This window comes from Paenibacillus sp. FSL R5-0908, assembly GCF_038006245.1.
GTDB lineage: Bacteria > Bacillota > Bacilli > Paenibacillales > Paenibacillaceae > Paenibacillus_AQ > Paenibacillus_AQ odorifer.
This window is the reverse complement of record NZ_JBBOUV010000001.1, coordinates 1,114,789-1,140,297: the sequence shown is the minus strand read 5'-3', so window position 1 is coordinate 1,140,297 and position 25,509 is coordinate 1,114,789. Positions and strand designations below refer to the sequence as shown.

The window sequence follows — 25,509 nt, the reverse complement described above, 5'->3', positions numbered from 1 at the left end:
TTAAGCAAATTTGCCATTGTTAGCAATACCTGTTGCTGGACAAAAAGACACTAACCGGGGGTTGGTGTCTTTTTGTCCATGTAGTAGCAGTCTATGGATAGATGAAAAAAATCAAATAGTAACCTGTTACGGGATAATGTACGTATTGCATTAAGCACGGTGACTTTTACTCAGCTACTCAATTGGCACTTATAATTTCTGAAGCACTTCTATATAGGTCCCACTCAACCATTTTTTGATAAAATCAAATTCAAAGGTTTAAATCGGTGTTCTCGTTTACATAGAGCTCGCTGGGTTCAATTCGATGTTGGCGAGTATGCAACAGCTCTGGCAAACGCCCCATCCGCTCAGCCAAACGGGATAGCTTTTGCTCATGAAAATTAGATAATCCTGTATGAATCCGGTCTTGGAAAGGCTCAAGCCATCTTGTTTCCAGGCTGTCAGAACCGAAATAAACCCCGAGCAGAGAGCCTGCTGTTGCTCCAAAGCTGTCCGTATCGTTGCCTTGCATCACCTGCTTGCATATCCCGTCACCGACATTGTCTGCAAATCGAAATGTATTAATTAAGGTACCTATTTCCTGATAAACCTGACAGTGACTATAATTTGCATACTTATGGTTAATGCTCTGATAAGCTTCCAGCCAGTTATCTGCATTCGCTACCATCTGCAGGCAATCCTGAGTAATCTCATAGAACCGGCTCCTTCTAGGTACGAATTGCAGTGCAGTACTTATTATTTTAATAGGATCGCGCAGCACTTGCGCAGCTGCAATCGCAGCGGCGATGAACATCGTGGCGTAGATACCCGTCCGGCGATGTGTAAAACTCGCATCACGCCAAGCTAGCTCAGCGGCAAGCGCGGGCTGACCAGGACAAGCATAACCGTAAGCATCTGCGCGAATTGCTGCTCCGCATAGTTCTGTATCTTGTACCATGAAGTCGGGCCAAGCCTCTATTTCAGAATGATTGAACAGTTCTCTATCATGCTCCAGATAGCTAATTCCCGATCGAAGCAAAATGGCTCTCTCCGGCCCCCAAGTAGTACTTATCGGAAGATGATTTATCCATAAATCTCTTAAATTTCTTTTCGTAAAACCATCACCAAATTGTTCTAACGCCATCATTCCCATTAATGTGTAATTGATATCATCATCAGGTGCCACATAACGAATTCGCCCCCGCGTCGTCTCAAACCAAGACCAATGTCGACGATCTAAAGCATGGAGAACTTCATCAGAAATGTAATCATTCAGTGGCCATTCCCCTACAGAAGTTAACGCTTTACGCAATTCCAACAAACTGGGGTTTACCTCAATCGGTTTGCCTAGCATTGAACCACAGACTGAAGCGAGGAATCCCGCCTCCACACGCTTGGAGCTATCCTTCAGATTCAAGATGCCTACCTGGCCTAAAGGTCGTGCCGGATCGCATTCCTGCCATATCTCTTCTAAATCGTCTGGTTCATAGTAAGGCCAATTGTCCCTCATTGGAATGGCAGCCAAGCTATGAGCGAATTCCAGATAGGCATCATAGCTTGCGGGAAGCTGTTCCAGCTTGGCTAAATAACCCGAGGTTTGATGCCCCTGTGCAAATTTATTGCGTAAAATCCCCTCTAATTGACCTTTAAGAAATGCGAGTGATGGCAGCATGCTGTATCTCCTTTGTCCGTTTATTAATCTACGTTTTAAATGATTTCTACATGAGAATGTAAACGATGCTAGATGGAAAAGCAGTCATCCCATAGCCTTCATTATAAGTTTAAATAAACGAACACACGATGATAGAAATAACAGTAAAAGCAATAAGTTTAATAGACTATTAAATAGTGAAAGACACTCTAAAAAATCCCCCCAACGGGGTGCCAAATGAGTCGCCACCCTTATGGCCTTCATTTTTTTGATTACGGGATTACGGATTACGGGATTACTTGTTGCGTTCAATTAGCTCATTACTTTACCTAATGAGATCGAATGTAATGGTTTATAGCATACACTGTACCAACTAGTGAACATTTATAATGAGTAGTCAAGTAACTATAGCGACTTGGGTGTACATATACGAAGCAGACAACTTTGAACGATTGGGTAAGCACTCCCTATGGGTAGTAGGCTCCTTCTGCCGACCATGGGAATGGGAACTCCTGTCTGGTTAGTTTTTTTGTCCAAGAGGTGTGGGTAGCCCGTCTATACTCTTTCTGTTTTTTTCTTGTCTATATTCTCTCAGGCCTGTCTCGCCCTTTTGGATAGACCAACGCTGCAACGTATCCCGCTCACCCGCATAACTCATGAATGGGACCGAAAACCCGCAGGAAGTCTGTACTTTATGAACATCTATCAAAATGATCTGTCTAGCTCCAGGCAGAGATGTAAACAAAGGGGACAGTGTTTCCCATTCTGCTGATTCAGGCAAAACCACAGCCCCTGTTCCATACAGCCTTAAAATATTAGGCGGTCCCTCAAACGCACAAAACATAACCGTCACTCTTCCATTTTCCAGCAGATGCGCGCTCGTCTCATTACCGCTACCAGTCATATCTAGATAGGCCACCTGATTAGGAGACAAAATCCGAAAACAATCATGTCCCTTCGGCGAAAGGTTAACATGCCCATCTCCTGAAAGCGGCGCTGACCCTACGAAAAAAAGGTGCTGCCGAAGAATAAACTCTTCATGTACAGGTAGTATAGCGGTAAATTGTTTTCCCATTTGACATTCTCCATTTCTGTATATTTGTGTATTGGCTAATTGGTCATCTCTACTCAACTCCATCGGATCCACCGACTTAACAAGTTCCATGATCTACATGATCTACATGATCTACATGATCTACAGCAGCTTCACCAATCACCTCAGTTCCATCAACCACATTTGCTTAACTAACTAGCTTTGCCGACTACATTAACTTCTACAGTTACATTAGCTCTATCAACTCCGTTAGTTACACCAACTGGATCAGTTCCTTAAGCGCTTTAACTCCACTAACAATAACAGCTCCACTAGCTCCTCCAGCAAACTAACTTTGGGTTGGGGCGGCTAATGTAGGGCATTTTTGCCTCTCTTTCCTGCTACTTTAGCTTCGGGCCGCTAATGTAGGGCATTTTTGCCTCTCTTTCCTGCTACTTTGGCTCGGGGAGGTTAATGTAGAGCATTTTTGTCTCTCTTTTCTGCTACTTTAGCTTCGGGCCGCTAATGTAGGGCATTTTGGACTCTCTTTCCTGCTACTTTAGCTCAGGGCGGCTAATGTAGGGCATTTTGGACTCTCTTTCCTGCTACTTTAGCTCGGGGCGGCTAATGTAGGGCATTTTTGTCTCTCTTTCTTGCTATTTTAGCTCGGGGCGGTTAATGTAGAGCATTTTTGTCTCTCTTTCCTGCTACTTTAGCTCAGGGCGGCTAATGTAGGGCATTTTTGCCTCTCTTTCCTGCTACTTTGGCTCGGGGCGGTTAATGTAGAGCATTTTTGTCTCTCTTTTTTGCTATTTTAGCTTGGGGCGGCTAATGTAGAGCACTTTTGCTCTTATTTCTGACTAATTCGACGCTATGCAGCTGATGTAGAGTATTTTTACCGTACATTTCCGCCACTTTGGCTCAACCCAGCAAATCTACGGGATTTTCACCGTTCATTCTCGCCACTTCTGCCCAATCCAGCGATTCTACGGGATTTTTACCGTTCATTCTCGCCACTTCTGCCCAATCCAGCAAATCTACGGGATTTTTACCGTTCATTCTCGCCACTTGAGCCCAAACCAGCAAATCCACGGGATTTTTACCGTATATTTTCCGCAGACACATTAGTTAAGTATATATACTCTAGGGCTTCTCTTATGTCTCCCCCGTCTGCCTAAATGCAAGCGCCTCAGCAAGGATTAACAACATATCCCCAGACGAGACAAGAGTCGTTATCAATTATTTTTTACTGATGTATATATTCTTTAAAGCTGTTTATTCTCTTCCACCGTCAAGTAACCCTTCCCCCCGGTACGAGGCACGTCAGCAAAAATAGGGACTACCTCTCGGCAGCCCCCTTCTCTCGCAAGTTGCTTGATACTACTGTCAGAAGCAAGTCCCTCAAATCCCTTTTCCCCTATAAAACACTTCACTTTAAAACAGTTCTCTATAAACACTTCCTATAACACTTTTCCCAAAAAAATCTCCCGCTTAAGCACTTAAGCCACTAAGCACACAAAACCATCTTTCCCCTACCTATTCAATCGCAATATAAATCTCAACCTGCGTGTCAGCGGGATCAAAATTCTGGGAATCATAAATCTCAAAATCCCCCGTGTAAGTTCTTACCTCCCTAGAGTCCTTAAAGTACGCCCAAATCTCCCCCCACGCTTGCGCGACTACTTCAAATACCGGACCTTTTTTCGTCGTAAAAACCATGTATTTGCTCTCCGGTACAGCCGCATAGGTGAACTGGGTTTCCACTAGTTGGCTTTCCTCTAGCTCGCTTTCCTCTAGCTCGTTTTCCACTAGTTCGCTTTCCTCTAGCTCGCCTACCTCTAGCTGACTTCCCTCTAAATGTCCCTCCTCAGCTACTTCATGCCCGATCACAACGGTATACGCTCCGCTCGCATCACTCTCATAATCCGTATACAAAGCATAGATATACTCAGGATTTACCGTAGCTATCTGCCCCGCAATATTACTCTGAAAATAAGTTTCCCACAGCTGCGGCAAACCTCCATCAGGTCCCATTTCTGCTTCATTAGTTGTGCGGATGCTAACCCCCGCCAAGGTCATTTTTGCTTTCTCTACAAAATAAGTATTCATCCATTCTCCCTCATTTCCTGTGATTGAACTTAGTATACACAGGCAAAGTGGACATCTGTCTGTCCAGTTCGAATAGATTGATTTCATTCTGGGTTATAAAGACACCATTAGGGTAATTAATAGTATGGAACTACACTCGAAGGGAATGACTACTGCATGTCAAAAATCAAATTAGCTGTCATCTACTACAGTGCCACAGGAACTAACTACCAGCTAGCACAATGGGCCGCGGAAAGCGCAGAAAAAGCAGGAGCTGAAGTAAAACTGCTGAAGGTGCAGGAACTGGTTCCCGAGGATAAAATCCAAGCAAATCCAGCCATGAAAGCCCTAGCTGAGAAAACAAAAGATATCCCAGTTGCCACACCCGACGATATAGTCGAAGCGGATGCGATTATTTTCAGTTCCCCAACCCGTTACGGTAACATTGCTTCCCAGATGAAGCAGTTCATTGATACAACCGGTGGCATTTGGGGCAAAGGATTAACAGTAAACAAAGTCGTCAGCGCCATGAGCTCAGCACAGAACCCGCATGGTGGACAAGAAGCTACGATTTTGGCACTCTATACGTCGATGTATCACTGGGGAGCAATTGTTGCAGCACCCGGTTATACTGATCCAGTCACATTCGGTGCGGGAGGCAACCCTTACGGAACAAGTGTCAGCGTAGATGGAGACGGTAAAATGATCGAAGATCAGGATCGGATCCGTGACGCTGTTTTTCATCAAGCGAAGCGTACCGTTGAAGTGGCCGGCTGGGTTCAGGCAGGCAAAAACGCCAATAATCAGAACTAGCGCAACTTAGTTAATATAACAACACCCCTCGGAGCTACTTGTGTAGCACTGCACCGAGGGGTGTTTAATTTATATTTTAATTACTCTCCAGGGTATTTAAGCCCCCACTGTGCACGCACTTGATCCAGCAGTTTCAGAATCGCTAACGATTCATCCAATGTCATCACTGGACTCTCTGTAAGCCCTGCCTGAAGACAACGTCCTACTTCCTCCGCTTCAAAACAATATCCAATAGAAGCACGGTCATCCACAAAGCTCTCTACCTTCTCATCTCCTATATAAAGCGCAGCCGATTTCGGGTTCACTAATGTACCCTCTACAATAATACGGCCTTCTGTGCCAAACACATGCGCTTCCTCCAACATGTTAAGACGAATACCACCGTTCAACGAAGCGGCTTTCCCATTACCATATGACAACAGCATCGAGAAATGCTCGTCCACTCCAGTCTCACCTATGTGCACTGTGCTGGAAATAGACTCAGGATGAGGTCCAAACACCATGGAGGCAAAAGAAACCGGATAAATTCCCACATCCAACAGCGCTCCCCCGCCCAGCTTCGGATTCAGCAATCTGCCTTCCGGATTCCAGTCGGTACGAAACCCTAGATCTGCCTTCACCAATCGAACATCACCGATCTTGCCCTCAGCAATCCATTCTCTAACCTTCACAATCGCCGGGATGTAGCGACTCCACATTGCCTCCATCAGGAATAGCTTATGTGCTCTAGCATAGGCCACAACTTCTTCCAATTCACCGCTGTTTACGGTAAAAGGTTTCTCACACAAGACAGCTTTGCCTGCACGCAGCGCCATTAAAGCATTTTCTTTGTGAAAAGGATGCGGCGTTCCAATATATACCGCGTCTACATTCGGGTCATTCAGCAATTCCTCATAGGTTGCATAGGCATGCGGAATCCCATGATTTTTAGCAAATTTATCGGCACTTTCCTGAGATCTTGACCCAACGGCATAAGCCATACCATTGCTGGCATGCGCCAAATCAGTAACAAATTGATGGGCAATCCAACCTGTGCTAATAATTCCCCATCTCACCTTGTAAGCGTTGTCCATTTTCATTTGCATGTTCCTCCTAATCCTTCTGCTAAGTCTCTTTAATTCTATCAGACCATTCTAATGAATGTATAGGAACTGATGCCAGCAAACACCACCGTCACCACCAAAATAGCAATATTCCAGATCTTGCTCAAGGCCGCTGAGTGCTCGTTAGAGCTTTGAATAAACGCTTTTTGCAAAAGGAACTGTAAAAGCTTCATGATTATGAATCCCAAACAACCCAGCCCGCTTTGCAAAATAACCTCCAGACTAGCTTTACTTACAAATCGATCAGCCATGTTCCCATCATAATGAATCGGAACGGTATCCGGCATTTTAGAATAAAGGAATAAATAAATAGCTACAGGAATCAAGGCCACCACACTGCTTAAGATCATCGTCAGTTTGGTTTTGAACAACGTTTTACCCTCCTTGTGCGGAAAAATAATCTCCCCGTTATTCTCCTTCCACTTTAATCAGATATATCCCCTTCTTAAATCCACCGCGACGTTTAGCTTTCTCTGCACGTTGCTTCTCCAGCTCCACGCTATTGCTCCCGTGTGTCACCGCCAGAGCCTGAATCACTTCCAGCATATCGGCAAGCTCCTCCAGTGCTTCTTCATCACTTGCTGCCTGAAAATATTCCTCCGACTCTTCTTGCAATTTTTTACGTAGTTCAGTTATGTATTCTTTGGACTCTAATATCCTTGTGTTAAAATCTTTACCTTGAGAAGCTATCAAATCAGGGATGCCGTCACGCACTAGCTTTTCATATACAGGCATTTAAGCTCTTCCTTTCTTCTATATTATATTCTATCTCCCTTCAATCCGGCTTTGATTCCATCACTAGACGTTCTACAAAAGGAAGATCTGCCGGAGCAAACATGAACTGACCCAGTTCAGCCGGAAGCACCCACCTATGTTCGTCGTGATCCACCAGATCAATTACACCTCCCTGATACCGCGCTTTCCAAGCAATCAATTGGATCTTTATCTCTCCATAGTTATGCTCGTTTATGCCAAAGCTCTCATAGGGAAGGATTGTGATCCCCATCTCTTCCTGAAGCTCTCTTTGCAGACACTCTGCGATGCTCTCATCCTGCTCTATTTTGCCACCAGGAAATTCCCACAGACCTGCCTGCGACTTACCTTGCCGCCGCCGGGCAATAAGAATCTGCCCTTCTTCATTATGTATAATTGCTGCCGCCACCTTGATCACAAAGAACACCTCCACTATTGCTAGTTATTCGACAGATACTACTATTAAAACATACAATTCATTCCAAACCAAAGAGACTCTCCCAAAAGCCAACACGGTCTGGGAAAATCTCTTCAGTACAGTCTCTCTATACATTTCACAGCAGCGTTATCCTTACGGAAGAGCTACTATTTTGTCAGCACAAGCTCCAAGCGAACCTCAAGATTATTTTCTGTATCCAGCACAACGGTGTGAGGATTGCTTAGACCAAAGTCAGAAAAGGCCACTGTTGTCGTTCCCGACAACATCAACTGTCCCCCGCTATACGCCGCTTGCGACTGAAAGGTGACGTCCTTTTCTACTCCTTTTACGGTAAGCGTCCCCTTCATTTCAACAGGCACAGTTGCTCCTTCAGTCCATTCTGCCGGCAGCTCCGAAAATGACTTCACTACAAACGTGGATTGTGGAAATTCCGTAACGGATAGAAAATCCTCTCCTTTTACATGCTCGTCCCGTTGGCTATTGCCAGAATCCAGAGCGCTCATATCCACTGTCCCTTCCCCGGCCATCGAAGTAGAATCCTCTATATTTACCTTCCAGGTACCCTGAACTTTGTTGTCTACGAAGTTTACTGTTTCTTTAGAGGTCGTCACTGACCAATAGACTTTAGAGGTTTCCGCAAGGGTCCAATCCCCGTTTAATTGTTCGGCCGTGACCGCCACCCCTGCTGATGCTCCAGTGTTATTTGTTGCCTCTCCAGCACCTGCTGTTGTTGCTTGATTCGGAATCACGGACTCGATCTCTACATTATTGCCCAGCGATTTATCCAGTAATGTATAACCTGTGACTACTCCTACGATAATAACTCCTGCAGCGATCAAGGCTATTCTTTTTCTCTTCATCCTGTTCCCTCCAATATTCATAATTTCTGTATGCTTTCAAGCTCGTCCCTCATTCTAACAAAACAATATGTCGGGAAGAAGTCAGAGCAGAACGGGCTATGATGTGTTAAACTTGTCGTAAATTTTATGGACTGGAGGTACTCCAATTTGACGAAATCCATTCTTGTTGTAGAAGATGAAGAAGCCATCTCTAGAGTCCTCAGTGCTTATCTGAAAAAAGCAGGCTTTCAAGTCACCCGTGTAGCTGATGGACGCGCTGCGCTGGAGTCTTTTGCTATATCTCCCCCTTCATTAGTATTACTAGACATCATGCTGCCAAACATGGACGGCTTTGAACTGCTTAAGCTCATCCGTGAAAAAAGCAGCTGCCCTGTGATCATGCTGACGGCAAGAGATGGGATCAATGACCGGTTAGCCGGCCTCGACGGTGGTGCGGATGATTATATGTCTAAACCTTTTATTCCCGAGGAAGTGGTGGCACGCGTGAACGCTGTCTTACGCCGTCCCTCGCAGTGGTCAGATGGCAGCCGTAAACGGCATTATGGCAGTTTGTTTATCGACTTCACAGCACGTGCTGTCTTTTTGAATGGGGCTGAGCTGAGTCTTAGTCCTCGGGATATGTCAGTACTGTTATTTCTCGCTGAACGGCCTAATCAGATTTGTACGCGTGAGCAATTAATAGAATTTGTATGGGAAATGGATTATGAAGGAAGTGACCGGGCGGTAGATTTGTCGATCAAAAGACTACGCCAGGCGTTGTCGCACTGGCCTACTAGTGAGGGGGAAATCCGTACCCTAAGGGGGACGGGATATCAATTATGGACAACTTAAAGAGAACCAACGCCAAACGCACCTCTATCCTTTCTTACTGGACGATACGTTATCTGCTCATTATTAGTGTAGGCCTGCTCCTCACAGCTTTAGCTACATTATGGTGGATCCGTCAGGAGGCTATGAGCAATCGTCTGCAGACTGCGGGGCTTTTGGCACAGGAGATTGCAGATCGCAGCTTAAATATGGAGGGCTCCATTGAAATCAGCCAAAATCTCGAAAAACTGATCGAAGACCGGAAGCGGTTTTTCAAGTTAACCATAGAGATGTGTGTGATCATTACTGATCAACAAGGTCAAATGCTGTTCTCCCTGCCACCTCTAACTGACAAGGAAATGAGATATAAGCTTAATGATAGCCTTAACGACTCCCGCAGTCCGGAGTTTAAAGCTGCTGTGGCACCCATAAATTCGAATGACAAAACACTGGGACAGGTTATTGTCCTGCAATCCAAAAAATCGCTGCGGCATATTCCACAGGAGGAGATCATATTTTTCTCCATACTGCTGCTGTTTCTAATCATCTTAAGTTGGCTAACCATTTACCTCTTATCTCGTAAACTGGCCAAACCCATTCAGAAGGTAGTCGAGGCAGCGGCTCAAATCAGCCATGGCCGTTATGATATCATTCTAGATAAGGATGCTAAAGAGCGGGAAATTCATGAGCTGATGATGTCTTTTGAAGAGATGGCAGGCAAGTTACAGCAATTTGAGCAGTCTCGAGCCGTAATGCTGGCCGGAGTCTCCCATGAGTTGAAAACACCCGTAACTTCTATTAAAGGCCTGGTGCATGCCGTCCGCGAAGGGGTCGTTGAAGGTGATGAAGCTGTGGAATTTCTGGATATTGCCCTGCTGGAGGCTGGGCGGTTGCAGCGAATGGTAGCCGACCTTCTGGATTACAATGCCCTGACTGCAGGAATGGTTTCCGTTCGTCATGACCGACTCGAGGCCGTACCCCTGTTATCCGAAATCGTATATCAATGGAAGCTGACACAGGCGGAAGAAGTCGCTGAACCCGTGCTCCATATGCCGATCAATCCCTTATTTTTGCGTGGGGACTCCCTTCGTATCCAGCAGATTATCGTCAATCTACTTAATAACAGCGTACAAGCCAAAGCTCCTGATCGAAGGGTGCAGCTTACGATAGAACTGCTGGAGCAGCAAGGTCATGGCTTTGCCGAAATTCGTGTTCAAGATAATGGGCTTGGCATCTCATCCAATCATAGTGAGCATGTCTTCGAAGCCTTCTTCCGGGGCAGCGACAAGCAGAGCACACTGCGTGGTCTAGGACTCGGCCTAACCTTCAGCCGACTGTTGGCCGAATCTATGAATGGAAGCCTCGTGCTTGAGGCGCACTCAGACAAAGGCTGCACCTTCGTGCTGTCTCTGCCGCTTGATGACTAAAAAAATAGTCTACGATCCATCGACATGGTATAATCATGTGCACAATCACACCGAAAACCGGAGGCTGTATATGCTTACTTTTGAACAAAAATTAGCGATTCTCGACTCTTACCCCCAGCTGGAACGCAAAAACGTATCCCTTGGGCGCGTGAACTATCACTACGAGGAAAGCCAGCATGATAAGAAAACCGTGGCTTTTCACCTGCATCCAAATGGTAATGGCTATGTGTTCGCAGGCTTACTGCGGGGCTACGAGACAGACGATAAGGGCTTCGTGAATATTCGCGACTACTCGGAATCCGAGCTGCGTAGTTTGCTGGATGCCTCCATCACCTCACTGTCTATTTACATTCCTGATGCTCCTGTAGCCAGCAAAAGAAAGAAAAAGGCTGCGGCAACTGCCGATACACTCTGGACTAATGATGAGGGCCAAACCCTAACCCTAAAGCTTGAGGATGATTTATGGTATGTCTATGCCGACCTCAATCTGGAGATGGCGTTTGAAACGCTTGAGGAAGCTAAAGAATATTTAGCGGAAGAGGGATTTACAGCAGCGCAGGAGTAATTGTCAGACTTTAATCTACACACTCACAACAAAAGAGGTGTCTGAGCAGCCATTTATTTTGGCCGTTCGGACACCTCTTTTCTAATAAAACGATCCTTAATATACAGGTTCCGTATATATGTAACTATAAATACCCAAATCGAGCTCGGAAACCACTTCATAATCTAGTTGGAATTCTATAATCTTATTTGATAGACCTCCTACAAAATAGCTGCCCTCCACAACCAACCTATCCTTCCCTCCAACTGGGGCGACCAAGATCAGCTGTTCAGCTTTATTGGCTGGGATCACAAAGTTTTGCAGCCCACCCGTCTGATCTTGAATATATTTACGGACAGACACGAGGTTACTGCCTAATTCCGAGAGGCCGGAATTGTTGTTCCGCCATTCATCAAGCGCATCTTGTTGGGATTGGTTGGAACTGACACATGCCTGATTAACTGAAAATTCCGGGATTTTATATATATTCCCGCCCATATTATCGATAACTACTTTATGGGTTACTTCCGTACAATTTTCAATTTTCAGAGTCGGCATGGGGTCCTTTTCCTTAGAGAACGTCTTAATGATTTTTTGATCACCAGACTTAAAACTTATTGAGATGTCTTTATTATCCATGTTAGAAAATTCGAGCAAGCTATACAACTGATTATTTTTAATTCCGTAGTGCTTTACGTTTATAACAAACCTGTTTCTCTCATCTGATAACGATTTTGATTGCTCTTGACTTCCTACTGAAATTGTTCTGTTAACCGGAGCAATAAGCTTCTCCTCGGCAACTGGTGAGGTTATGTAAATAGATTTTGCACCTTCATCCCAAGTGACACTACTACCTAACACTTCGCTAATAAATCTTAGAGGGACGAGTGTATTATTTTGAAAATTGATACCTTTTAAGACTTGCTCATGCTCTTTGGCGTTTACAATTACTCTTCCTTCCCTGACCAGATAAAAAATGTTAATATCCCCTTTAACCGCTGAGACCGACTTCGCATGATTATCCCATTTAATAGTTGCGCCTAAAGCTTCAAATATCGCCCGCATAGGTACGTATGTAACTCCATCTTTCAGTATAGGACTTACATTAAAATGTAATTGCTTACCGTCCAAATAACATTTGAGATCACTGTCGTCCGCCAAGGCTTGACTTGAAAATAAAACAGCAAAACTTATCATCACCATAAAAAAAGTGATCATTTTTGAAGCAAAGTTGTGGTTTTTCATGTTCTTAATTTAGCTCCTAATCTAGAAAAATAAAGTATTACTTTGCACACCTGAATATATCAAATGGTCAAGCAAAATGTAAGTCTAAAAAGAAAACTACCAACGACACCCAAATTATGGTTAGATGAAGAAGAAGCCATATCCTAGAGGGAAAGAAGCGTGAACGTATATGAGTTTTGAAATCGTAGAGGCCACCATACCGGACATCCAAGCCGCATTAGAAGCCGGAGAAATTACGTCAAAACAACTAGTTCTCATGTATTATGAACGCATTGCTGATCACGACAAAAACGGCCTAACGATTAACTCTGTACTGGAGATTAATCCTGATGCGTTGTTTATCGCAGAATCTCTGGATGTGGAACGGGCAATTAAAGGCCCGAGAGGACCCCTGCACGGGATACCTGTGTTGTTGAAAGATAACATCAATACTGGGGACAAAATGCATACAAGTGCGGGTTCGCTGGCTTTGGCGAATTCTTTTGCCGGGGAAGATGCGTTTATAGTTACCAAGCTGCGTGAAGCCGGAGCCATTATTATGGGTAAAGCCAATATGACCGAATTCGCCAATTTTATGACGAACGGCATGCCCTCCGGGTACAGCTCCCGCGGCGGGCAAGTCCTTAACCCCTACAATATTTCTACGCCAACCGGCGGCTCTAGTGCGGGTTCAGCAGTAGCTGTCGCTTGTAATTTCTGTACGGTCTCTGTTGGCACAGAAACCTCAGGATCGATTCTTAACCCCGGTAATTTGGGCTCCATCATCGGCATTAAGCCAACCGTGGGGCTGCTCAGCCGTTCAGGAATCCTGCCGCTCTCCAATACACAAGACACCGCAGGTCCTATGGCTAGAACCGTTCATGATGCTGTTTTGCTGCTAAACGCCATGCTGGGCAAGGATCAGCACGATGCAGCTATGGGAACAAATACAGGTAAAATCCACGAGGATTATACTGTATTCCTTGATCCGAATGGTTTGCAGGGCGCTCGAATTGGGATACCACGTGATTATTATTTTGAGGAGCTCACAGATGAGCAGCTTGCTTTGTTCAACGCTTCCGTCGACAGGATGAGAGAGCTTGGAGCGACCATCATTGATCCCGCGGATATTAAGACCGCCCGCGAAATTAGTTACTCTTCGGTGGTATTAAACGAATTCAAAACAGCACTGAATGCTTATTTATCTCATTTGGGCCCCGGAGCACCTATGCGAACCTTAAAGGATATTATTGATTTTAATCATGCACACCCTGTGGAGACTTTGAGATTTGGTCAAGCTACGTTAATAGATGCGGAATATACCTCCTCCGGCACACAAAGTGAAGCTCAATATTTACGCCATCGTGCGACTGACCTGAAGCTGTGTAAGGAAGAAGGGATCGATGCCACTATGAAAGAATACAATCTGGATGCCCTGCTGTTCCCTGCCGATTTTGGCGCCAGAATTACTTCCAGAGCAGGATATCCGTCTATCGTCGTTCCTTCTGGATACACGTCAGCCGGTGCTCCCTTTGGTGTAACCTTCTCCGCAAAAGCTTATCAGGAGCCTACGCTTATCAAGCTAGCCTATGCTTATGAGCAGCATTACAAGGTGCGAAAAGCACCTTCGCTAAAAAGCTTCATTTGATTAAGCCTATTCCTGGAGTGGAACAATACCTAAATGCCTGTTTCCCTCATGTGAAAGACTCCATGTACGCACTTCATAGCTACGAATGCCAGACAGCACGTAAGGATCTTTTTCGGCAAGGAGAACGGCTTCTTCGCGTGAGCTCGCTCTTACAATAACCATACCACCAGGACAATCACTAAAGGGACCACACAGCACTAATTGACCTTTACGGTCCAGCTCTTGTAAATGCTTAACATGACCACGAATAATCTCCATGTCTCTACGGTCTTGATTCGTCGGGCTAAGCAAAATAACATAACAAATATCTGCTTGATTGACCTCACTCATCCTATTCTCCACCTCTCGTTCAAATAGAAACTAAAGCCCGTAACGGTGATTTCCCAATGCCGATTCGGGCTTTTTTATTTCGTGATGTCTTCGTTCGTAGCTTCATTCATAATCTCGCTGATTTTCTTCATCGGCAATATTTTGAATCTCATCAGAATGAATAAGAAACAGCTCGTAGTCCCCCTCTGCATGCAGCTTCAGCGCTCGTTCTTTAAAAAACTTTGGACTGCCTTCCGCCGCATCCTCATCATAAAAGAGCAATATCCCGTCACTTTTGCGGAACAACAAGTCGTCTCTGGCCCGGAACTGCCAGCTGCCGTCATAAGGAGCATTACTGACCGCCCTGCAAAAGTCCGCGCCCGCAATAATACGTCGGTATTCCTCCTGCTTCTCTTCCTTCCACTTCTCTTCCTGTCCAGTATGCGCCGTAATGATCCCCAATTTCAATTCAGGATATTGAGTCTTGAGTTCACTTACCACCTCACAAGCCCAAAGATCGACACCATACTGGCCGGGGGTAATAATCCATTCGACGCCTTCTTCAATTAGCGGTTTTAATCTGTTAGACAGCGCCCTTTTGATATAAGGAATTCCCGGATGTTTATTGTCAAAAATACCGAGCTCATGCGCACGGTAGCCTGTTACGAGTAAATTCTTCATGTACTGCCTCTTTCCTGAACGTTGGTTATGTCTTACCATGACTTACCTTTGTAGAGTTTTATCCCACTTTTATGATTATTATATAGCATTTCCTTGATCTATTTCTTTAGGCAAACTTTCAGCTGATCTTAAGCAACCTTTCAGAACCTTCTGATATAGTTCTCCTAATCAATCTAAAACTATGAAGGAGAGAAAATAAATGAAGAAATTAATACCGATTATGATCTCAGGAAGTCTACTCGCTTCTCTACTATTGGCTGGCTGCAGCACGAACTCGGAGGCCGAAGGAACAGCAGTCGCTAATAACCAAGCGAACACGGCACCCGCAGATAACACTGAGGCACAGCAATCTCAAGGAAACAGCAATCAACAAAACGGCAGACCCGACATGTCTATGAATTTCGGCAAGATTAAGAGTATTAGCGACAACACAATTACAATCTATACGTCAGAAATGCCTTCCCCGCCCGTACAAGGCACTGGAGATACGGCTGGAGCCGATAAGCAGAACGGCCAGGCTGGTACTCCACCGGAAAGACCCGAAGGTGATCAAGGCTCAGAAAACGGTACACCTCCAGAGGGGGGAATACCGGAAGGAGGAGCCCCTGACGGCGGTGGACAAGGTGGTGGACCACAAGGAGGTGGGATGAAGCAAACCTTCTCCGAGGAAACCACAGATATTACAATTGATGCTGATACCAAAATTGTAACGATGACCTTTGACAATGGCACAAGTCAGGAGAACACGATCAGCTTAGCTGACCTGAAAGCTGAGGACATTATCCAATATACACTTAAATCAGATTCCAATGTGGCGGAGAGCATTACCTTAAGCAGCGGAAACCCCGGCGGATCCGCTCCAGCCGGGAGCACGGGCAGCAGCAGCTAATCAGTTTCTTCACAACAAAAAAACTTTCCGGGGACAAGCTATACCCGGAAAGTTTTTTAAAAATCGTATACTATAAACTATTTTTTATCCGACAAAATCAATACTCCACGACCCGGTACAACTGCTGAACCACTGATTACATTACCAGTCAGTAGATCAGTACGCTCAGCTGGCCCAATATCCGCGCTTAAATCCCCGGCAGTGTGGTTCAGTAAGAACAAGTAAGCTACGCCATCCTTCACACGTTGAACAGATTCGATACCTTCCGGTGCAGTTACCAGCGGCTGAATGTTCTTTTCGGCACACAGATTCGCTAGGAAACCTTGCAGGAATCCAGCTTCTGGGCTAGTCGCCACATAATAAGCTTTACCTTCGCCAAATTTATTCACAGTCAACGCAGGCATTCCTTTATAGAAATCAGAACCGTACTCCGCCAAAACTTCTGCCCCTTCGGCATGGATCAGATCGCAGAGCAGATCACATTTATAAGAACCACTCAAGCTACCCCACGTTTTATCCAGCACGAGCTCATTGCTCATACCTGGCAGTAATGCATCAATTTCCTCTGCCCAAATTCCAAGCACCTTACGCAGTTCACCTGGATAACCTCCAACCGTCACGAGGTCGTTCTCATTAACAATACCACTGAAATAAGTCGTAATGAATGTACCGCCCGCTTTTACAAAGGCTTCAACCTTCTCTGCAAAACCTGGCTTGACCATGTACATTACAGGTGCGATAACAATTTCATACTTGGACAGGTTCTCTTCGACCCCGATCATGTCGGCTTCGATATTTTGCTGATACAGCGCATCATAATATTTGTGAACTTCATTCACGTAATCCAAGGCAACCGACGGTCCGCTTGAGAGATCAAGCGCCCAACGATTTTCCCAATCGTAGATGATCCCTACTTTAGCTGCACTGCGCGCATCCAGTAGTTGATCTCCAAGCTGCTCCAGCTCTTTACCCAGCTCTGCACATTCACGGAATACCCGTGTGTGTTCATGACCCACATGCTCAATTACCGCTCCATGATACTTTTCACATGCCCCTATCGAACGACGCAGCTGGAAGAACAACACAGTATCTGCACCACGCGCTACAGCCTGGTAACTCCATAGACGCATAACGCCTGGACGTTTCAAAGAGTTGTACGGTTGCCAGTTCTGCTGGCTCGGTGTTTGCTCCATCAGCATGAACGGTTGGCCATTTTTTAATCCACGCATAAGATCATGTGTCATTGCTGTAAAGCTGACTGGTGTGTCCAGTGAAGGATAGTTGTCCCAAGAAATTACATCCATATGCTTGGCCCACTCAAAATAATCCAGCTCCGGATAAAAGCCCATCAGGTTCGTTGTAACAGGTACGTTAGTGCTGTGTTCTTTGATCGCTTCGTATTCGATTTTGTAACATTCGAGCAAGCTATAAGACATAAAACGGCGATAGTCCAACGAGATTCCTTGGAAGTTAGTACGGTTACCGTTCCATTCTTCACTCAGCTCATTTGGTACCACAATTTCTTCCCAATCATAAAACGTATGTCCCCAAAAGCGTGTATTCCAAGCCTTGTTCAAAGCATCCAACGAACCATAACGCTCCTTCAACCAGACACGGAAGGCAGCAGCGGACTGTTCGGAATAGTCATAGCCACCATATTCATTAGAAATATGCCAAGCTACCAGTGCCGGATGATCCTTGTAGCGTTCTGCTAGCTTACCAGCCAGCTTCGCTGCATACTTGCGGTAAACTGAACTGTTCGGATTGGAGTTATGTCGTCCGCCGAACTTACGTTTTCTGCCCTGCACATCGACACGGGTCACTTCAGGATAACGATGAGCCATCCAAGCTGGATGTGCTCCTGTTCCTGTAGCTAGACATACATAAGTTCCATTTTTATATAGTCTATCCATTAATTCATCCAATGAGGAGAAGTCATAAGTATCTTCGGAAGGTTGGATTAAAGCCCAGGAAAACACATTAATTGTGGCAACATCAATTCCCGCCAGCTTGAACATCCGTTCATCCTCAGCCCATACAGGCGCATCCCATTGCTCCGGATTGTAATCTCCACCGTACCAAATTTTAGGTAATTTATCGTTAATCACACTTCGCACACCCTTTATAGTATAATTATATATCTATTGTAAATGGTTAAGGTTGCCCTTTAAATATAAAATAATATCTCATACATATAAGAATATAGAACTAACAGGAGAGGATAACATTGTCCGAAATCATGCATCGCAGGATCGTATTCGTCCATGAAGGTGGACAGCACTTGCCAATCACTTTAGACAGTATGGGGCACAATCATGATCAGGAAAAAGTATCCCGCCCCGATGGCTATGACACGTATCATTGGCTTCAGACCTCAGAAGGTGAAGGGATCATCCATTTTGATAATAAAACCTTTTCCCTGCCCGAAGGCAGCGGCGTATTACTACTTCCTTATACACCCCATCGTTATGAGGCTTCCACCAAAAACTGGGGCACCTATTATCTAACATTCGGTGGCGATTCGGCACAATCTATTTTGGAGACGCTTGGGATGAATAGTAATTCTTTTTACCGTTGGGAAAATGAAGCGCCTCTCCCCAATCTGCTGAAGGAAATGCTGGATCGTCATGATGCCTATCAGGATATGTTTGGTCTCGGCGCCTCCACAGATGCTTATCGTTTTTTACTTACTTTGAGTAAATATGGCCAGCTTCATAATAATACGGCGATTTCCCGCAATGTAGATAAACTGCAGCCACTGCTAAAATGGATGGACAGCCATTATGGCGATCCTGATCTCGGACTGAACGATCTAGCCGATGAACTAGGGGTATCTGGGCGCTATCTTAACAACCTATTCGTCCAAACTTTCGGACTCTCGCCTTATGCCTATTTCGTACGTTTACGCATCCGCAAAAGCAAAGAAATGCTCGTAAGCCAACCCGATCTTACGGTAAAAGCTATCTCCCAGCTAGTCGGCTTCCGCGATGTCAGCCATTATGTAGCCACATTTCGCAAGCAATCCGGGACTACGCCGGAGCAATTTAGACGCCTGCATTAAAAATGTCCCGCCCACTGTGGAGAAATTACTCGTTGGGAATATGCGGCTAGAACGTAGTAAGAGTATGGTATGCGCTACTATTGTGTAGAAATGGGCGATACGGTGAAGTGCGGTATGGCCCGTTGGCTGGGTTTATGGCTGCGAGTGTACGGCAGCTCTGGGGTTGGATCGTGTAGATCTGCTCATGGATGACTCCATGTGGGAATCTGCACATGGTGGACTCCATATGGAAATCTGCCCATGGTTGGACTCCATATGGAAATCTGCTCATGGTTGGACTCCATATGGAAATCTGCCAGTGATGGGGACTCCATTGTGCAGCTCTCTTCAGTTCAGTATGAGTAAGTCAGACGAAATAATTGCACTTTGTACACTTAAAATAGCCTGCACGGCAGAAATTATCCATATAAGTGTATTCTGTGCAACTATATTCTCGGAATACGACCTTGCAGCGGGATTAGCCAATTTTTAGCTGCACAAAGTGCAACTAAAACCAATTAAGTACTCCAACACTTCAAATAAGTGTACGAAGTGCAACTATTTTCTGTTGTACTTCTGTTGTACTTCTGTTGTACTTCTGTTGAAGTTTCTCCATCCCCTAATCCACTCATTTTTTACTCCACACTTCCACTTACTTCACTATTCCCTACTCCACACATTCCCCTACACCGCTCTTCACTTACTCCACCATCTACTTACTTCACCCTTCACTTTCCTCTCTTCCCTCACTCCATCTTCACCACCCCTCACTTCACCCTACTCCACACATCCCTCAGTCCATCTTCACCAACCTCACTTCATCCTACTCCACACATCCCTCAGTCCATCTTCACCAACCTCACTTCATCCTACTCCACACATCCCTCACTCCATCTTCACCAACCTCACTTCATCCTACTCCACACATTCCCCACTCCACTTTCCCATCTCCTGCCACACTCTCAAACCCACTCTAATAATTTTTTACTCAAAACTACTCAAATCTCCAGCAGCTCAACGCCATACGGCTCGAGCTGGAGTTCTCCCGATCGAATCTTATTATCCAGCAGGCTGCTGTATTCTCGTGGCAACGGAACGATCACCGACTCGCGGCTCAGGTTAAGCAGGAACAAGAAGCTTCCCTGATCTCCAGTCCGCACGGAGGCTTGTACTCCGTTTGGCAATCCTTCAAAGCGTAACAACCCTTTTTCCTTAGCCAGGTTCTCCAATAGAACTGACCAGTATCGCTCTTCCGCATGGGTTCCGAAGTAATAAACCTGACCTTTGCCGAAGGAATTAACAGTTACAGCGGGTGTGCCGCGATAGAAATCATCACCATACCAGGCAATTGGCTGGGCCACTACAGGTCGGAGGATGTCGCACCACTGCGTACATTCATATGAGTTACCCTCCGCATCCACGATGACATGTGTTTCAACGCCAATCGGATCATACTCCAGCACTTCAACGCCGGTACAATAGCTCAGCTGCCCAGGCAGCGGTTGCATGACTGCGATGTTGTTTATATTTTTGACGCCACTACGGTTGGTGATCAGCAAGGTCCCGCCAGCGAGGGCAAAATCCTCTAGATGACGTACGATCTCCTCATCCAGCAAATATAAATTTGGAGCGATTACTACTTTGTATCCATCAAGCGGTTGTCTGAGGTCGATAACATCGCAGCCCATGCCAAGCTTGGTCACCGCCCGGTGAATCTGCTTAATGTTCTCATAATAATCAAAGCCCTCTGCCTGCGGCTGAATATCCAGCGCAGCCTTCTCTTCATGAGAATGGAGGATAGCCACTTCGTTTTTCAGCATCGTTCCTTGGAGCTTGCCGCTCAGCCCATTAAGCTCATGACATAGCTGCGTGAACTCGGCTAATCTGCGTCCGGGAACATTGCTGTGATCAATCAGCCCGTGCCAGAATTGTTCCGCTCCTGAAGTTGCACTTCTCCAGCGAAAATGAACAACAGTATCCGCACCTCTAGCAATCGCCTGCCATGCATAGGCACGAATCAGTCCTGGATAAGGAGTTCGCCACATCGGCATCCAACAACCCGGAGATCCACTCAGCTGCTCCATGATCCAGAAGTTTTGGCGTTTGATGCCACGGGTTACGTCCAATGAAAGTGCTCCGCTATAAAGTGTCGTCTCTTGTTTGGTTGGCGAAGTATTCGGATAATAATCAAACGCAGCCACGTCCAGATCTGCACCCACTGCGTACATATCGAGACGCTGCGGATAGCTGTGAAAGTTATGGGTTATGAAATGCTCTGGACATATCATACGCAAAATATTGATCTGTGCTGTCTGAAACGCTACCACCGAATCCCACTGAAACCGCTGAAAGTCCAGCAGAAAAGATGGATTCTGATGAGGTGATCCGCCCAACGGCACGGTAAGCTCATTCCAATCGCTGTACTCCCCGCTCCAAACAACGGTTCCCCATTCTGCATTGACCTCAGCCAGTGTTCCGTATTTAGCTTGCACCCATGCTCGAAAAGCAGTATTACAAGCGTCACAATGACAATCCAACATGCCAAATTCATTATCAGTCTGCCAGCCTATGACAGCCGGGTGTTCACTGTAACGCTCGGCAAGACGCAGAATAATACGGCTGCCATACTCACGCAGCGATGTGCTGTTATAGCAGCGGTGACCACGTACCCCCGGGTGAAAGGTCTCTCCATCAGCAAACACCGGAAGCACATCCGGAAATTTCGTCGTTAACCATCTTGGCGGTGTAGCTGTTGGCGTACCCATCACAACCTGCAGATCATATTGATGAAAAAGGTCCAGCGCACGGTCCAGCCACTCGAACTGGTAGTTCCCCTCAGTAGGCTCCAGTCGGCTCCATGCGAACTCAGCAACCCGGGCTACTTTAACACCTGTTTCTTTCATCAACTTGATATCTGGTTCCCACATGGATTCATCCCAATGCTCCGGGTAATAGTCCACACCCATCTGAACATGATCATATCGTTTCATTGGCGCTTCTCCCCATCCCTTGATATTCAGCCCTGTTTCCCAAAAAAAGCGCTCCCCGTCTCAAATTGATGAGGTATACGGAGAGCGCTTCTGTTAACCACTAATATCCATTAAATCTTCTCTATAATGTGCTTCACTTATTTTTTAAGCTTGTCCCATGCAGCTTGCATACCAGTCATCCAGCCGTTAACGTCAACCTTGTCAGCGATGAACTGTTGGATCACGCTGGCAAATTCTTGCGTTACACCATCAGGGAATTTGGAGGATTGCAGGCCATAAACTTTGTTTTCTTTTACATAGTTCCATACGTCTGCTCCAAGCATACCGATGTCTTCAGGTGTTGCTTCGATTGTGGACAACGCAGGGATGAATTTCCATTTTTTAACGATGTACTCTTTACCCATATCGGAAGTTACCAACCAGTTCAAGAAAGTTTTTGCTTCTTCTTTAGAACCGGATTCTTTGTTGACTACAAGGTTCGCAGGGATACCAACAGTCATTTTGTCATTCTTCTCAGCATCTTCATTGATTGGCATAGGGAACATACCAATGTTCATATCAGGTGTGATGTTATCAACAAGAGTTTGTGCCCAGTTACCTTCTTGCATCATTGCAGTTTCACCTTTTGCGAACATTGCCAGGTGAGTGTTAGCATCTGTGGTCAAAGGATTCTTTTGTCCATATTGTAAAGTCAGTTTGAGATACTTACTCCACTCTTCAAACGTTTTATTGCCTACAATTGTACCAGTTCCTTCATTCAAACCTTTGATGAATTCATCTACATTATCTTGTTGTGCAAAGGCTACGCTGATCCCTTGGTTACCTAGCAGCCACCATTCCTGATATGCATTACCAAAAGGAGTTACGTCGATAGCTTGCAGCTTTTTAGCTGCTTCTTCAAGCTGTGACAATGTTTTTGGAGTTTCAGTGATTCCCGCTTTAGCGAACAAGTCCTTGTTATACACAATACCGATACCCTCAAGGTTCATTGCCATACCGTATACTTTGCCATCTTTAGTCATAGGCTCTGCAGCCATAGGAATCAGATCTTTTACCCAAGGTTGGTCGGACAGATCTTCCATCTTGTCTCCCCAAAGTTCCATTTCTGCATATCCACCATTGGAAAAAATATCAGGCGCATCGCCGGAAGCGAATTTAGTTTTCAATGCTGCTGCGTAGTCCGCACCACCACCAACTGTTTGGATATCCAGCTTGATGTTAGGGTATTCTTTTTCGAATTCAACCTTAAGCTCATTGAGGCCTTCTACGATTTCAGTTTTGAATTGGAAGATCTTAACGGTCTTCACTTCACCTGAATTTGTGCCAGCGCTTCCATTTTGTGAGTTACTAGAAGCGTTATTATTACCACCACATGCCGTTAGAGCTAAGCTCATTGCCATTACTGCTGATAGAGCAACTGCGGAGTGTTTCTTCTTCATTATATATTCCCCCTTAAAATAGTGGACTGCTTAAAAAATATTTGGAACGGAGGGCTCGGTGTTAACCTTTCACCGAGCCAGCCGCTATTCCCTCAACAATGTAACGTTGCATAAACAGGTAGAAAATGATAATTGGTGCGACCCCGATTACGAGAGCCGGAAGTGCCATATCCCATTGTTTGGTGTATTGACCAAAGAAGGAGAAAGTCGCCAGTGGAATGGTCCGAAGCTCTGGTGCCTGAAGAATCAAGGATGGCAACAGATAGTCATTCCATATTCCAAGTGCGTTTAGCACGATTGTTGTCATCACCATTGGCTTCAGCAAAGGAAGCACAATACGGAAGAACACGGTAATAGGATTACATCCATCTACTGTAGCCGCCTCTTCAATTTCAAGAGGAACGGACTTGATAAAGCCGTGGAACAGGAAGATCGCCATCGGAACACTGATCCCTAGATTCGTGATAATCAAACCAAGGAAAGAGTTGTTTACTCCAATAACATTTACGACCTTCAGAATTGGAATCATAATCGTTTGAAACGGAACTACCATTGCCGCTACAAAGATAAGCAGCAAGAACTGATTGAATTTCGTATTCGCCCGAACCATACGATAGGATGCCATCGCACTGAACAGAGAGATTAGAATAACACTGATCACTGTGATAATAACCGAGTTTCGGAATGCTTCACCGAAACGGGCTAATTTCCAAGCGGTTGAATAGTTCGACCACATAAATACTTTTGGCCAGCTTGCCGCATCACTCAGAATTTCACCGAAGGATTTCACCGAGTTCGCGAGCAAGAAATAGAATGGAGAGAGAAAGAGCAGGGCCAGTAGGATCATTATCACTTCCGTGCCAATATTCCATCTCTTTTTTTCTGTAGGTTTCATTACGCTTCAACCTCCTTGCTCTTCGTGATACGGACCTGAATCAGAGTAATGATGGCTACAATTACAAAGAACAGCAGCGCTTTTGCAGTACCCAGCCCGTAACGATTGTTCAGGAAGGCTTCATTGTAAATATTCATAGCAACGGATTCCGTCGATTTGAACGGTCCGCCCTTCGTCAAGGACAAGTTAAGGTCAAACATTTTGAATGACCAGGAAATGGCCAAGAATAATCCGATAGTTACAGCAGGCATAATTAGTGGAACTACGATATTGCGTAGCACCTGCCAACGGGAAGCACCATCAATATCAGCCGCTTCTAGTACTTCTTTAGATACGTTACTCAACGAGGCAATGTAGATAACCATTAGATAACCAGAAGACTGCCAAACAAAGACCATTACAATCGCCCAGAATCCTGTTGTGGCATCACCGAGCCAAGGAAGATTAAAGAAGGACCATCCTGTAAGGTCGCCCATAGTGGCGAACCCTTTGATGAAGATAAATTGCCAGATGAAACCAAGCAACAATCCCCCGATCACGTTCGGCATAAAGAAAATAGTCCGAAGCATGTTACGTGTCTTTAAAGGTTTAGTTAACAGATAAGCTAAGAAGAAGCCTACCACGTTAGTCAAAATCACACCTAACACCGTAAATCTTACCGTGAACCAAAAGGAAGACCAGAAGTCAGGGTCATTTGAGAAAATAGTGGAAAAGTTTTGAAATCCGACCCAACTTACGTTACCCGATACACCGTTCCAATCTGTGAAAGAGTAATACATCCCCATCAAAAATGGGATAATCGTTATTAAGGTAAAAAACAAAACTGCCGGACCAACGAAAAAAAGCTGTTGACCTAACTGGGACAACTTAGTGCCGCGCATTTATTGCCCCCCCCTT

Annotated in this window: 25 protein-coding genes; 8 read left to right on the top strand and 17 right to left on the bottom strand. The window is 45.3% G+C overall.

Features of this window, described 5'->3' with window-relative positions:
- Window positions 1–250: 250 nt before the first annotated feature.
- The 4 genes from MKZ09_RS05115 to MKZ09_RS05100 all read right to left on the bottom strand — a co-directional run bounded on the left by MKZ09_RS05115 (window position 251) and on the right by MKZ09_RS05100 (window position 4,772).
- Window positions 251–1,651: an ADP-ribosylglycohydrolase family protein gene (locus MKZ09_RS05115; RefSeq protein ID WP_076207900.1), complete on the bottom strand. Its 1,401-nt coding sequence runs from the start codon at window positions 1,649–1,651 to the stop codon at window positions 251–253.
- 499 nt (window positions 1,652–2,150) lie between these two features.
- Window positions 2,151–2,705 (bottom strand): pyridoxamine 5'-phosphate oxidase family protein, encoded by a 555-nt coding sequence (locus MKZ09_RS05110; RefSeq protein WP_076104205.1) that lies wholly within the window; start codon window positions 2,703–2,705, stop codon window positions 2,151–2,153.
- 879 nt (window positions 2,706–3,584) lie between these two features.
- A complete protein-coding gene (locus MKZ09_RS05105; RefSeq protein WP_341040660.1) occupies window positions 3,585–3,722 on the bottom strand; it encodes a hypothetical protein in 138 nt (45 codons plus the stop codon).
- Between the two features lie 477 nt (window positions 3,723–4,199).
- On the bottom strand, window positions 4,200–4,772 hold the full coding sequence (locus MKZ09_RS05100) for a GyrI-like domain-containing protein (RefSeq protein ID WP_076207907.1): 573 nt from the start codon (window positions 4,770–4,772) through the stop codon (window positions 4,200–4,202).
- Between the two features lie 156 nt (window positions 4,773–4,928).
- On the opposite strand from MKZ09_RS05100, the gene wrbA reads away from it, so the two are divergent.
- The gene (gene wrbA, locus MKZ09_RS05095; protein WP_076138996.1) at window positions 4,929–5,564 is read left to right on the top strand and encodes an NAD(P)H:quinone oxidoreductase type IV; all 636 of its coding nucleotides are present in this window, start codon (window positions 4,929–4,931) and stop codon (window positions 5,562–5,564) included.
- Between the two features lie 80 nt (window positions 5,565–5,644).
- Here the strand turns inward: wrbA and MKZ09_RS05090 are convergent, their stop codons facing one another.
- From MKZ09_RS05090 to MKZ09_RS05070, 5 genes are all read right to left on the bottom strand, one after another.
- Entirely contained in the window at window positions 5,645–6,643 is a 999-nt protein-coding gene (locus tag MKZ09_RS05090) for a Gfo/Idh/MocA family protein (protein ID WP_370511187.1), read from the bottom strand.
- 44 nt (window positions 6,644–6,687) lie between these two features.
- Entirely contained in the window at window positions 6,688–7,038 is a 351-nt protein-coding gene (locus tag MKZ09_RS05085) for a DUF1648 domain-containing protein (RefSeq protein ID WP_081387265.1), read from the bottom strand.
- Between the two features lie 37 nt (window positions 7,039–7,075).
- Complete coding sequence (locus MKZ09_RS05080; RefSeq protein ID WP_076207910.1) at window positions 7,076–7,402, bottom strand: nucleoside triphosphate pyrophosphohydrolase; 327 nt, start codon at window positions 7,400–7,402, stop codon at window positions 7,076–7,078.
- 40 nt (window positions 7,403–7,442) lie between these two features.
- A complete protein-coding gene (gene mutT / locus MKZ09_RS05075; protein ID WP_076138994.1) occupies window positions 7,443–7,838 on the bottom strand; it encodes an 8-oxo-dGTP diphosphatase MutT in 396 nt (131 codons plus the stop codon).
- 167 nt (window positions 7,839–8,005) lie between these two features.
- Entirely contained in the window at window positions 8,006–8,719 is a 714-nt protein-coding gene (locus MKZ09_RS05070; protein ID WP_076207913.1) for a YceI family protein, read from the bottom strand.
- 147 nt (window positions 8,720–8,866) lie between these two features.
- Between MKZ09_RS05070 and MKZ09_RS05065 the strand changes: the two genes are divergently transcribed.
- From MKZ09_RS05065 to MKZ09_RS05055, 3 genes are all read left to right on the top strand, one after another.
- Window positions 8,867–9,550: a response regulator transcription factor gene (locus MKZ09_RS05065; protein WP_232061150.1), complete on the top strand. Its 684-nt coding sequence runs from the start codon at window positions 8,867–8,869 to the stop codon at window positions 9,548–9,550.
- Window positions 9,538–10,953, top strand: a complete 1,416-nt coding sequence (locus tag MKZ09_RS05060; protein WP_076207916.1) for a HAMP domain-containing sensor histidine kinase — start codon at window positions 9,538–9,540, stop codon at window positions 10,951–10,953. Before MKZ09_RS05065 ends, MKZ09_RS05060 begins: the two co-directional genes overlap by 13 nt.
- Window positions 10,954–11,023: 70 nt before the next feature.
- Window positions 11,024–11,518 carry a hypothetical protein gene (locus MKZ09_RS05055; protein WP_076099543.1) on the top strand — a complete coding sequence of 165 codons (495 nt, stop codon included), beginning with the start codon at window positions 11,024–11,026 and terminating at the stop codon, window positions 11,516–11,518.
- Window positions 11,519–11,614: 96 nt separating this feature from the next.
- On the opposite strand, the gene MKZ09_RS05050 is transcribed toward MKZ09_RS05055, so the two are convergent.
- Window positions 11,615–12,742: a copper amine oxidase N-terminal domain-containing protein gene (locus tag MKZ09_RS05050; RefSeq protein ID WP_076207919.1), complete on the bottom strand. Its 1,128-nt coding sequence runs from the start codon at window positions 12,740–12,742 to the stop codon at window positions 11,615–11,617.
- Between the two features lie 169 nt (window positions 12,743–12,911).
- Between MKZ09_RS05050 and MKZ09_RS05045 the strand changes: the two genes are divergently transcribed.
- On the top strand, window positions 12,912–14,369 hold the full coding sequence (locus tag MKZ09_RS05045; protein ID WP_076138989.1) for an amidase family protein: 1,458 nt from the start codon (window positions 12,912–12,914) through the stop codon (window positions 14,367–14,369).
- 6 nt (window positions 14,370–14,375) lie between these two features.
- Here MKZ09_RS05045 and MKZ09_RS05040 read toward each other — a convergent pair whose 3' ends face one another.
- Complete coding sequence (locus MKZ09_RS05040; RefSeq protein WP_081389215.1) at window positions 14,376–14,699, bottom strand: YciI family protein; 324 nt, start codon at window positions 14,697–14,699, stop codon at window positions 14,376–14,378.
- A 102-nt stretch (window positions 14,700–14,801) separates the two neighbouring features.
- Window positions 14,802–15,359: a DUF1273 domain-containing protein gene (locus MKZ09_RS05035; RefSeq protein ID WP_076207922.1), complete on the bottom strand. Its 558-nt coding sequence runs from the start codon at window positions 15,357–15,359 to the stop codon at window positions 14,802–14,804.
- A gap of 199 nt (window positions 15,360–15,558) precedes the next feature.
- Here MKZ09_RS05035 and MKZ09_RS05030 point away from each other — a divergent pair, with 199 nt between their 5' ends.
- Window positions 15,559–16,248 (top strand): hypothetical protein, encoded by a 690-nt coding sequence (locus tag MKZ09_RS05030; protein ID WP_076207925.1) that lies wholly within the window; start codon window positions 15,559–15,561, stop codon window positions 16,246–16,248.
- A gap of 77 nt (window positions 16,249–16,325) precedes the next feature.
- Here the strand turns inward: MKZ09_RS05030 and MKZ09_RS05025 are convergent, their stop codons facing one another.
- Window positions 16,326–18,356, bottom strand: a complete 2,031-nt coding sequence (locus MKZ09_RS05025) for a beta-galactosidase (RefSeq protein WP_076207928.1) — start codon at window positions 18,354–18,356, stop codon at window positions 16,326–16,328.
- Between the two features lie 119 nt (window positions 18,357–18,475).
- Here MKZ09_RS05025 and MKZ09_RS05020 point away from each other — a divergent pair, with 119 nt between their 5' ends.
- Together MKZ09_RS05020 and MKZ09_RS05015 are read left to right on the top strand one after the other, a co-directional pair.
- Complete coding sequence (locus MKZ09_RS05020; RefSeq protein ID WP_244886422.1) at window positions 18,476–19,309, top strand: AraC family transcriptional regulator; 834 nt, start codon at window positions 18,476–18,478, stop codon at window positions 19,307–19,309.
- A gap of 163 nt (window positions 19,310–19,472) precedes the next feature.
- Window positions 19,473–19,781, top strand: coding sequence for a hypothetical protein (locus tag MKZ09_RS05015; RefSeq protein ID WP_143767386.1), 309 nt, complete (start codon window positions 19,473–19,475; stop codon window positions 19,779–19,781).
- 505 nt (window positions 19,782–20,286) lie between these two features.
- On the opposite strand, the gene MKZ09_RS05010 is transcribed toward MKZ09_RS05015, so the two are convergent.
- The 4 genes from MKZ09_RS05010 to MKZ09_RS04995 form a co-directional block, all read right to left on the bottom strand.
- Window positions 20,287–22,278 (bottom strand): beta-galactosidase, encoded by a 1,992-nt coding sequence (locus MKZ09_RS05010; protein WP_076207933.1) that lies wholly within the window; start codon window positions 22,276–22,278, stop codon window positions 20,287–20,289.
- 137 nt (window positions 22,279–22,415) lie between these two features.
- A complete protein-coding gene (locus MKZ09_RS05005) occupies window positions 22,416–23,717 on the bottom strand; it encodes an ABC transporter substrate-binding protein (RefSeq protein ID WP_094902687.1) in 1,302 nt (433 codons plus the stop codon).
- Between the two features lie 61 nt (window positions 23,718–23,778).
- Window positions 23,779–24,612, bottom strand: a complete 834-nt coding sequence (locus tag MKZ09_RS05000) for a carbohydrate ABC transporter permease (protein ID WP_036680774.1) — start codon at window positions 24,610–24,612, stop codon at window positions 23,779–23,781.
- Window positions 24,612–25,493: a carbohydrate ABC transporter permease gene (locus tag MKZ09_RS04995; RefSeq protein WP_036680772.1), complete on the bottom strand. Its 882-nt coding sequence runs from the start codon at window positions 25,491–25,493 to the stop codon at window positions 24,612–24,614. Before MKZ09_RS04995 ends, MKZ09_RS05000 begins: the two co-directional genes overlap by 1 nt.
- Between the last annotated feature and the right edge of the window lie 16 nt (window positions 25,494–25,509).

Coding starts and splice junctions, on each gene's coding strand:
- MKZ09_RS05115 (WP_076207900.1), bottom strand. CDS start 1,651: ATGCTGCCATCACTCGCATTTCTTAAAGGTCAATTAGAGGGGATTTTA.
- MKZ09_RS05110 (WP_076104205.1), bottom strand. CDS start 2,705: ATGGGAAAACAATTTACCGCTATACTACCTGTACATGAAGAGTTTATT.
- MKZ09_RS05105 (WP_341040660.1), bottom strand. CDS start 3,722: ATGAACGGTAAAAATCCCGTAGATTTGCTGGATTGGGCAGAAGTGGCG.
- MKZ09_RS05100 (WP_076207907.1), bottom strand. CDS start 4,772: ATGAATACTTATTTTGTAGAGAAAGCAAAAATGACCTTGGCGGGGGTT.
- wrbA (WP_076138996.1), top strand. CDS start 4,929: ATGTCAAAAATCAAATTAGCTGTCATCTACTACAGTGCCACAGGAACT.
- MKZ09_RS05090 (WP_370511187.1), bottom strand. CDS start 6,643: ATGAAAATGGACAACGCTTACAAGGTGAGATGGGGAATTATTAGCACA.
- MKZ09_RS05080 (WP_076207910.1), bottom strand. CDS start 7,402: ATGCCTGTATATGAAAAGCTAGTGCGTGACGGCATCCCTGATTTGATA.
- MKZ09_RS05070 (WP_076207913.1), bottom strand. CDS start 8,719: ATGAAGAGAAAAAGAATAGCCTTGATCGCTGCAGGAGTTATTATCGTA.
- MKZ09_RS05060 (WP_076207916.1), top strand. CDS start 9,538: ATGGACAACTTAAAGAGAACCAACGCCAAACGCACCTCTATCCTTTCT.
- MKZ09_RS05055 (WP_076099543.1), top strand. CDS start 11,024: ATGCTTACTTTTGAACAAAAATTAGCGATTCTCGACTCTTACCCCCAG.
- MKZ09_RS05050 (WP_076207919.1), bottom strand. CDS start 12,742: ATGAAAAACCACAACTTTGCTTCAAAAATGATCACTTTTTTTATGGTG.
- MKZ09_RS05045 (WP_076138989.1), top strand. CDS start 12,912: ATGAGTTTTGAAATCGTAGAGGCCACCATACCGGACATCCAAGCCGCA.
- MKZ09_RS05040 (WP_081389215.1), bottom strand. CDS start 14,699: ATGAGTGAGGTCAATCAAGCAGATATTTGTTATGTTATTTTGCTTAGC.
- MKZ09_RS05035 (WP_076207922.1), bottom strand. CDS start 15,359: ATGAAGAATTTACTCGTAACAGGCTACCGTGCGCATGAGCTCGGTATT.
- MKZ09_RS05030 (WP_076207925.1), top strand. CDS start 15,559: ATGAAGAAATTAATACCGATTATGATCTCAGGAAGTCTACTCGCTTCT.
- MKZ09_RS05010 (WP_076207933.1), bottom strand. CDS start 22,278: ATGAAACGATATGATCATGTTCAGATGGGTGTGGACTATTACCCGGAG.
- MKZ09_RS05005 (WP_094902687.1), bottom strand. CDS start 23,717: ATGAAGAAGAAACACTCCGCAGTTGCTCTATCAGCAGTAATGGCAATG.
- MKZ09_RS05000 (WP_036680774.1), bottom strand. CDS start 24,612: ATGAAACCTACAGAAAAAAAGAGATGGAATATTGGCACGGAAGTGATA.
- MKZ09_RS04995 (WP_036680772.1), bottom strand. CDS start 25,493: ATGCGCGGCACTAAGTTGTCCCAGTTAGGTCAACAGCTTTTTTTCGTT.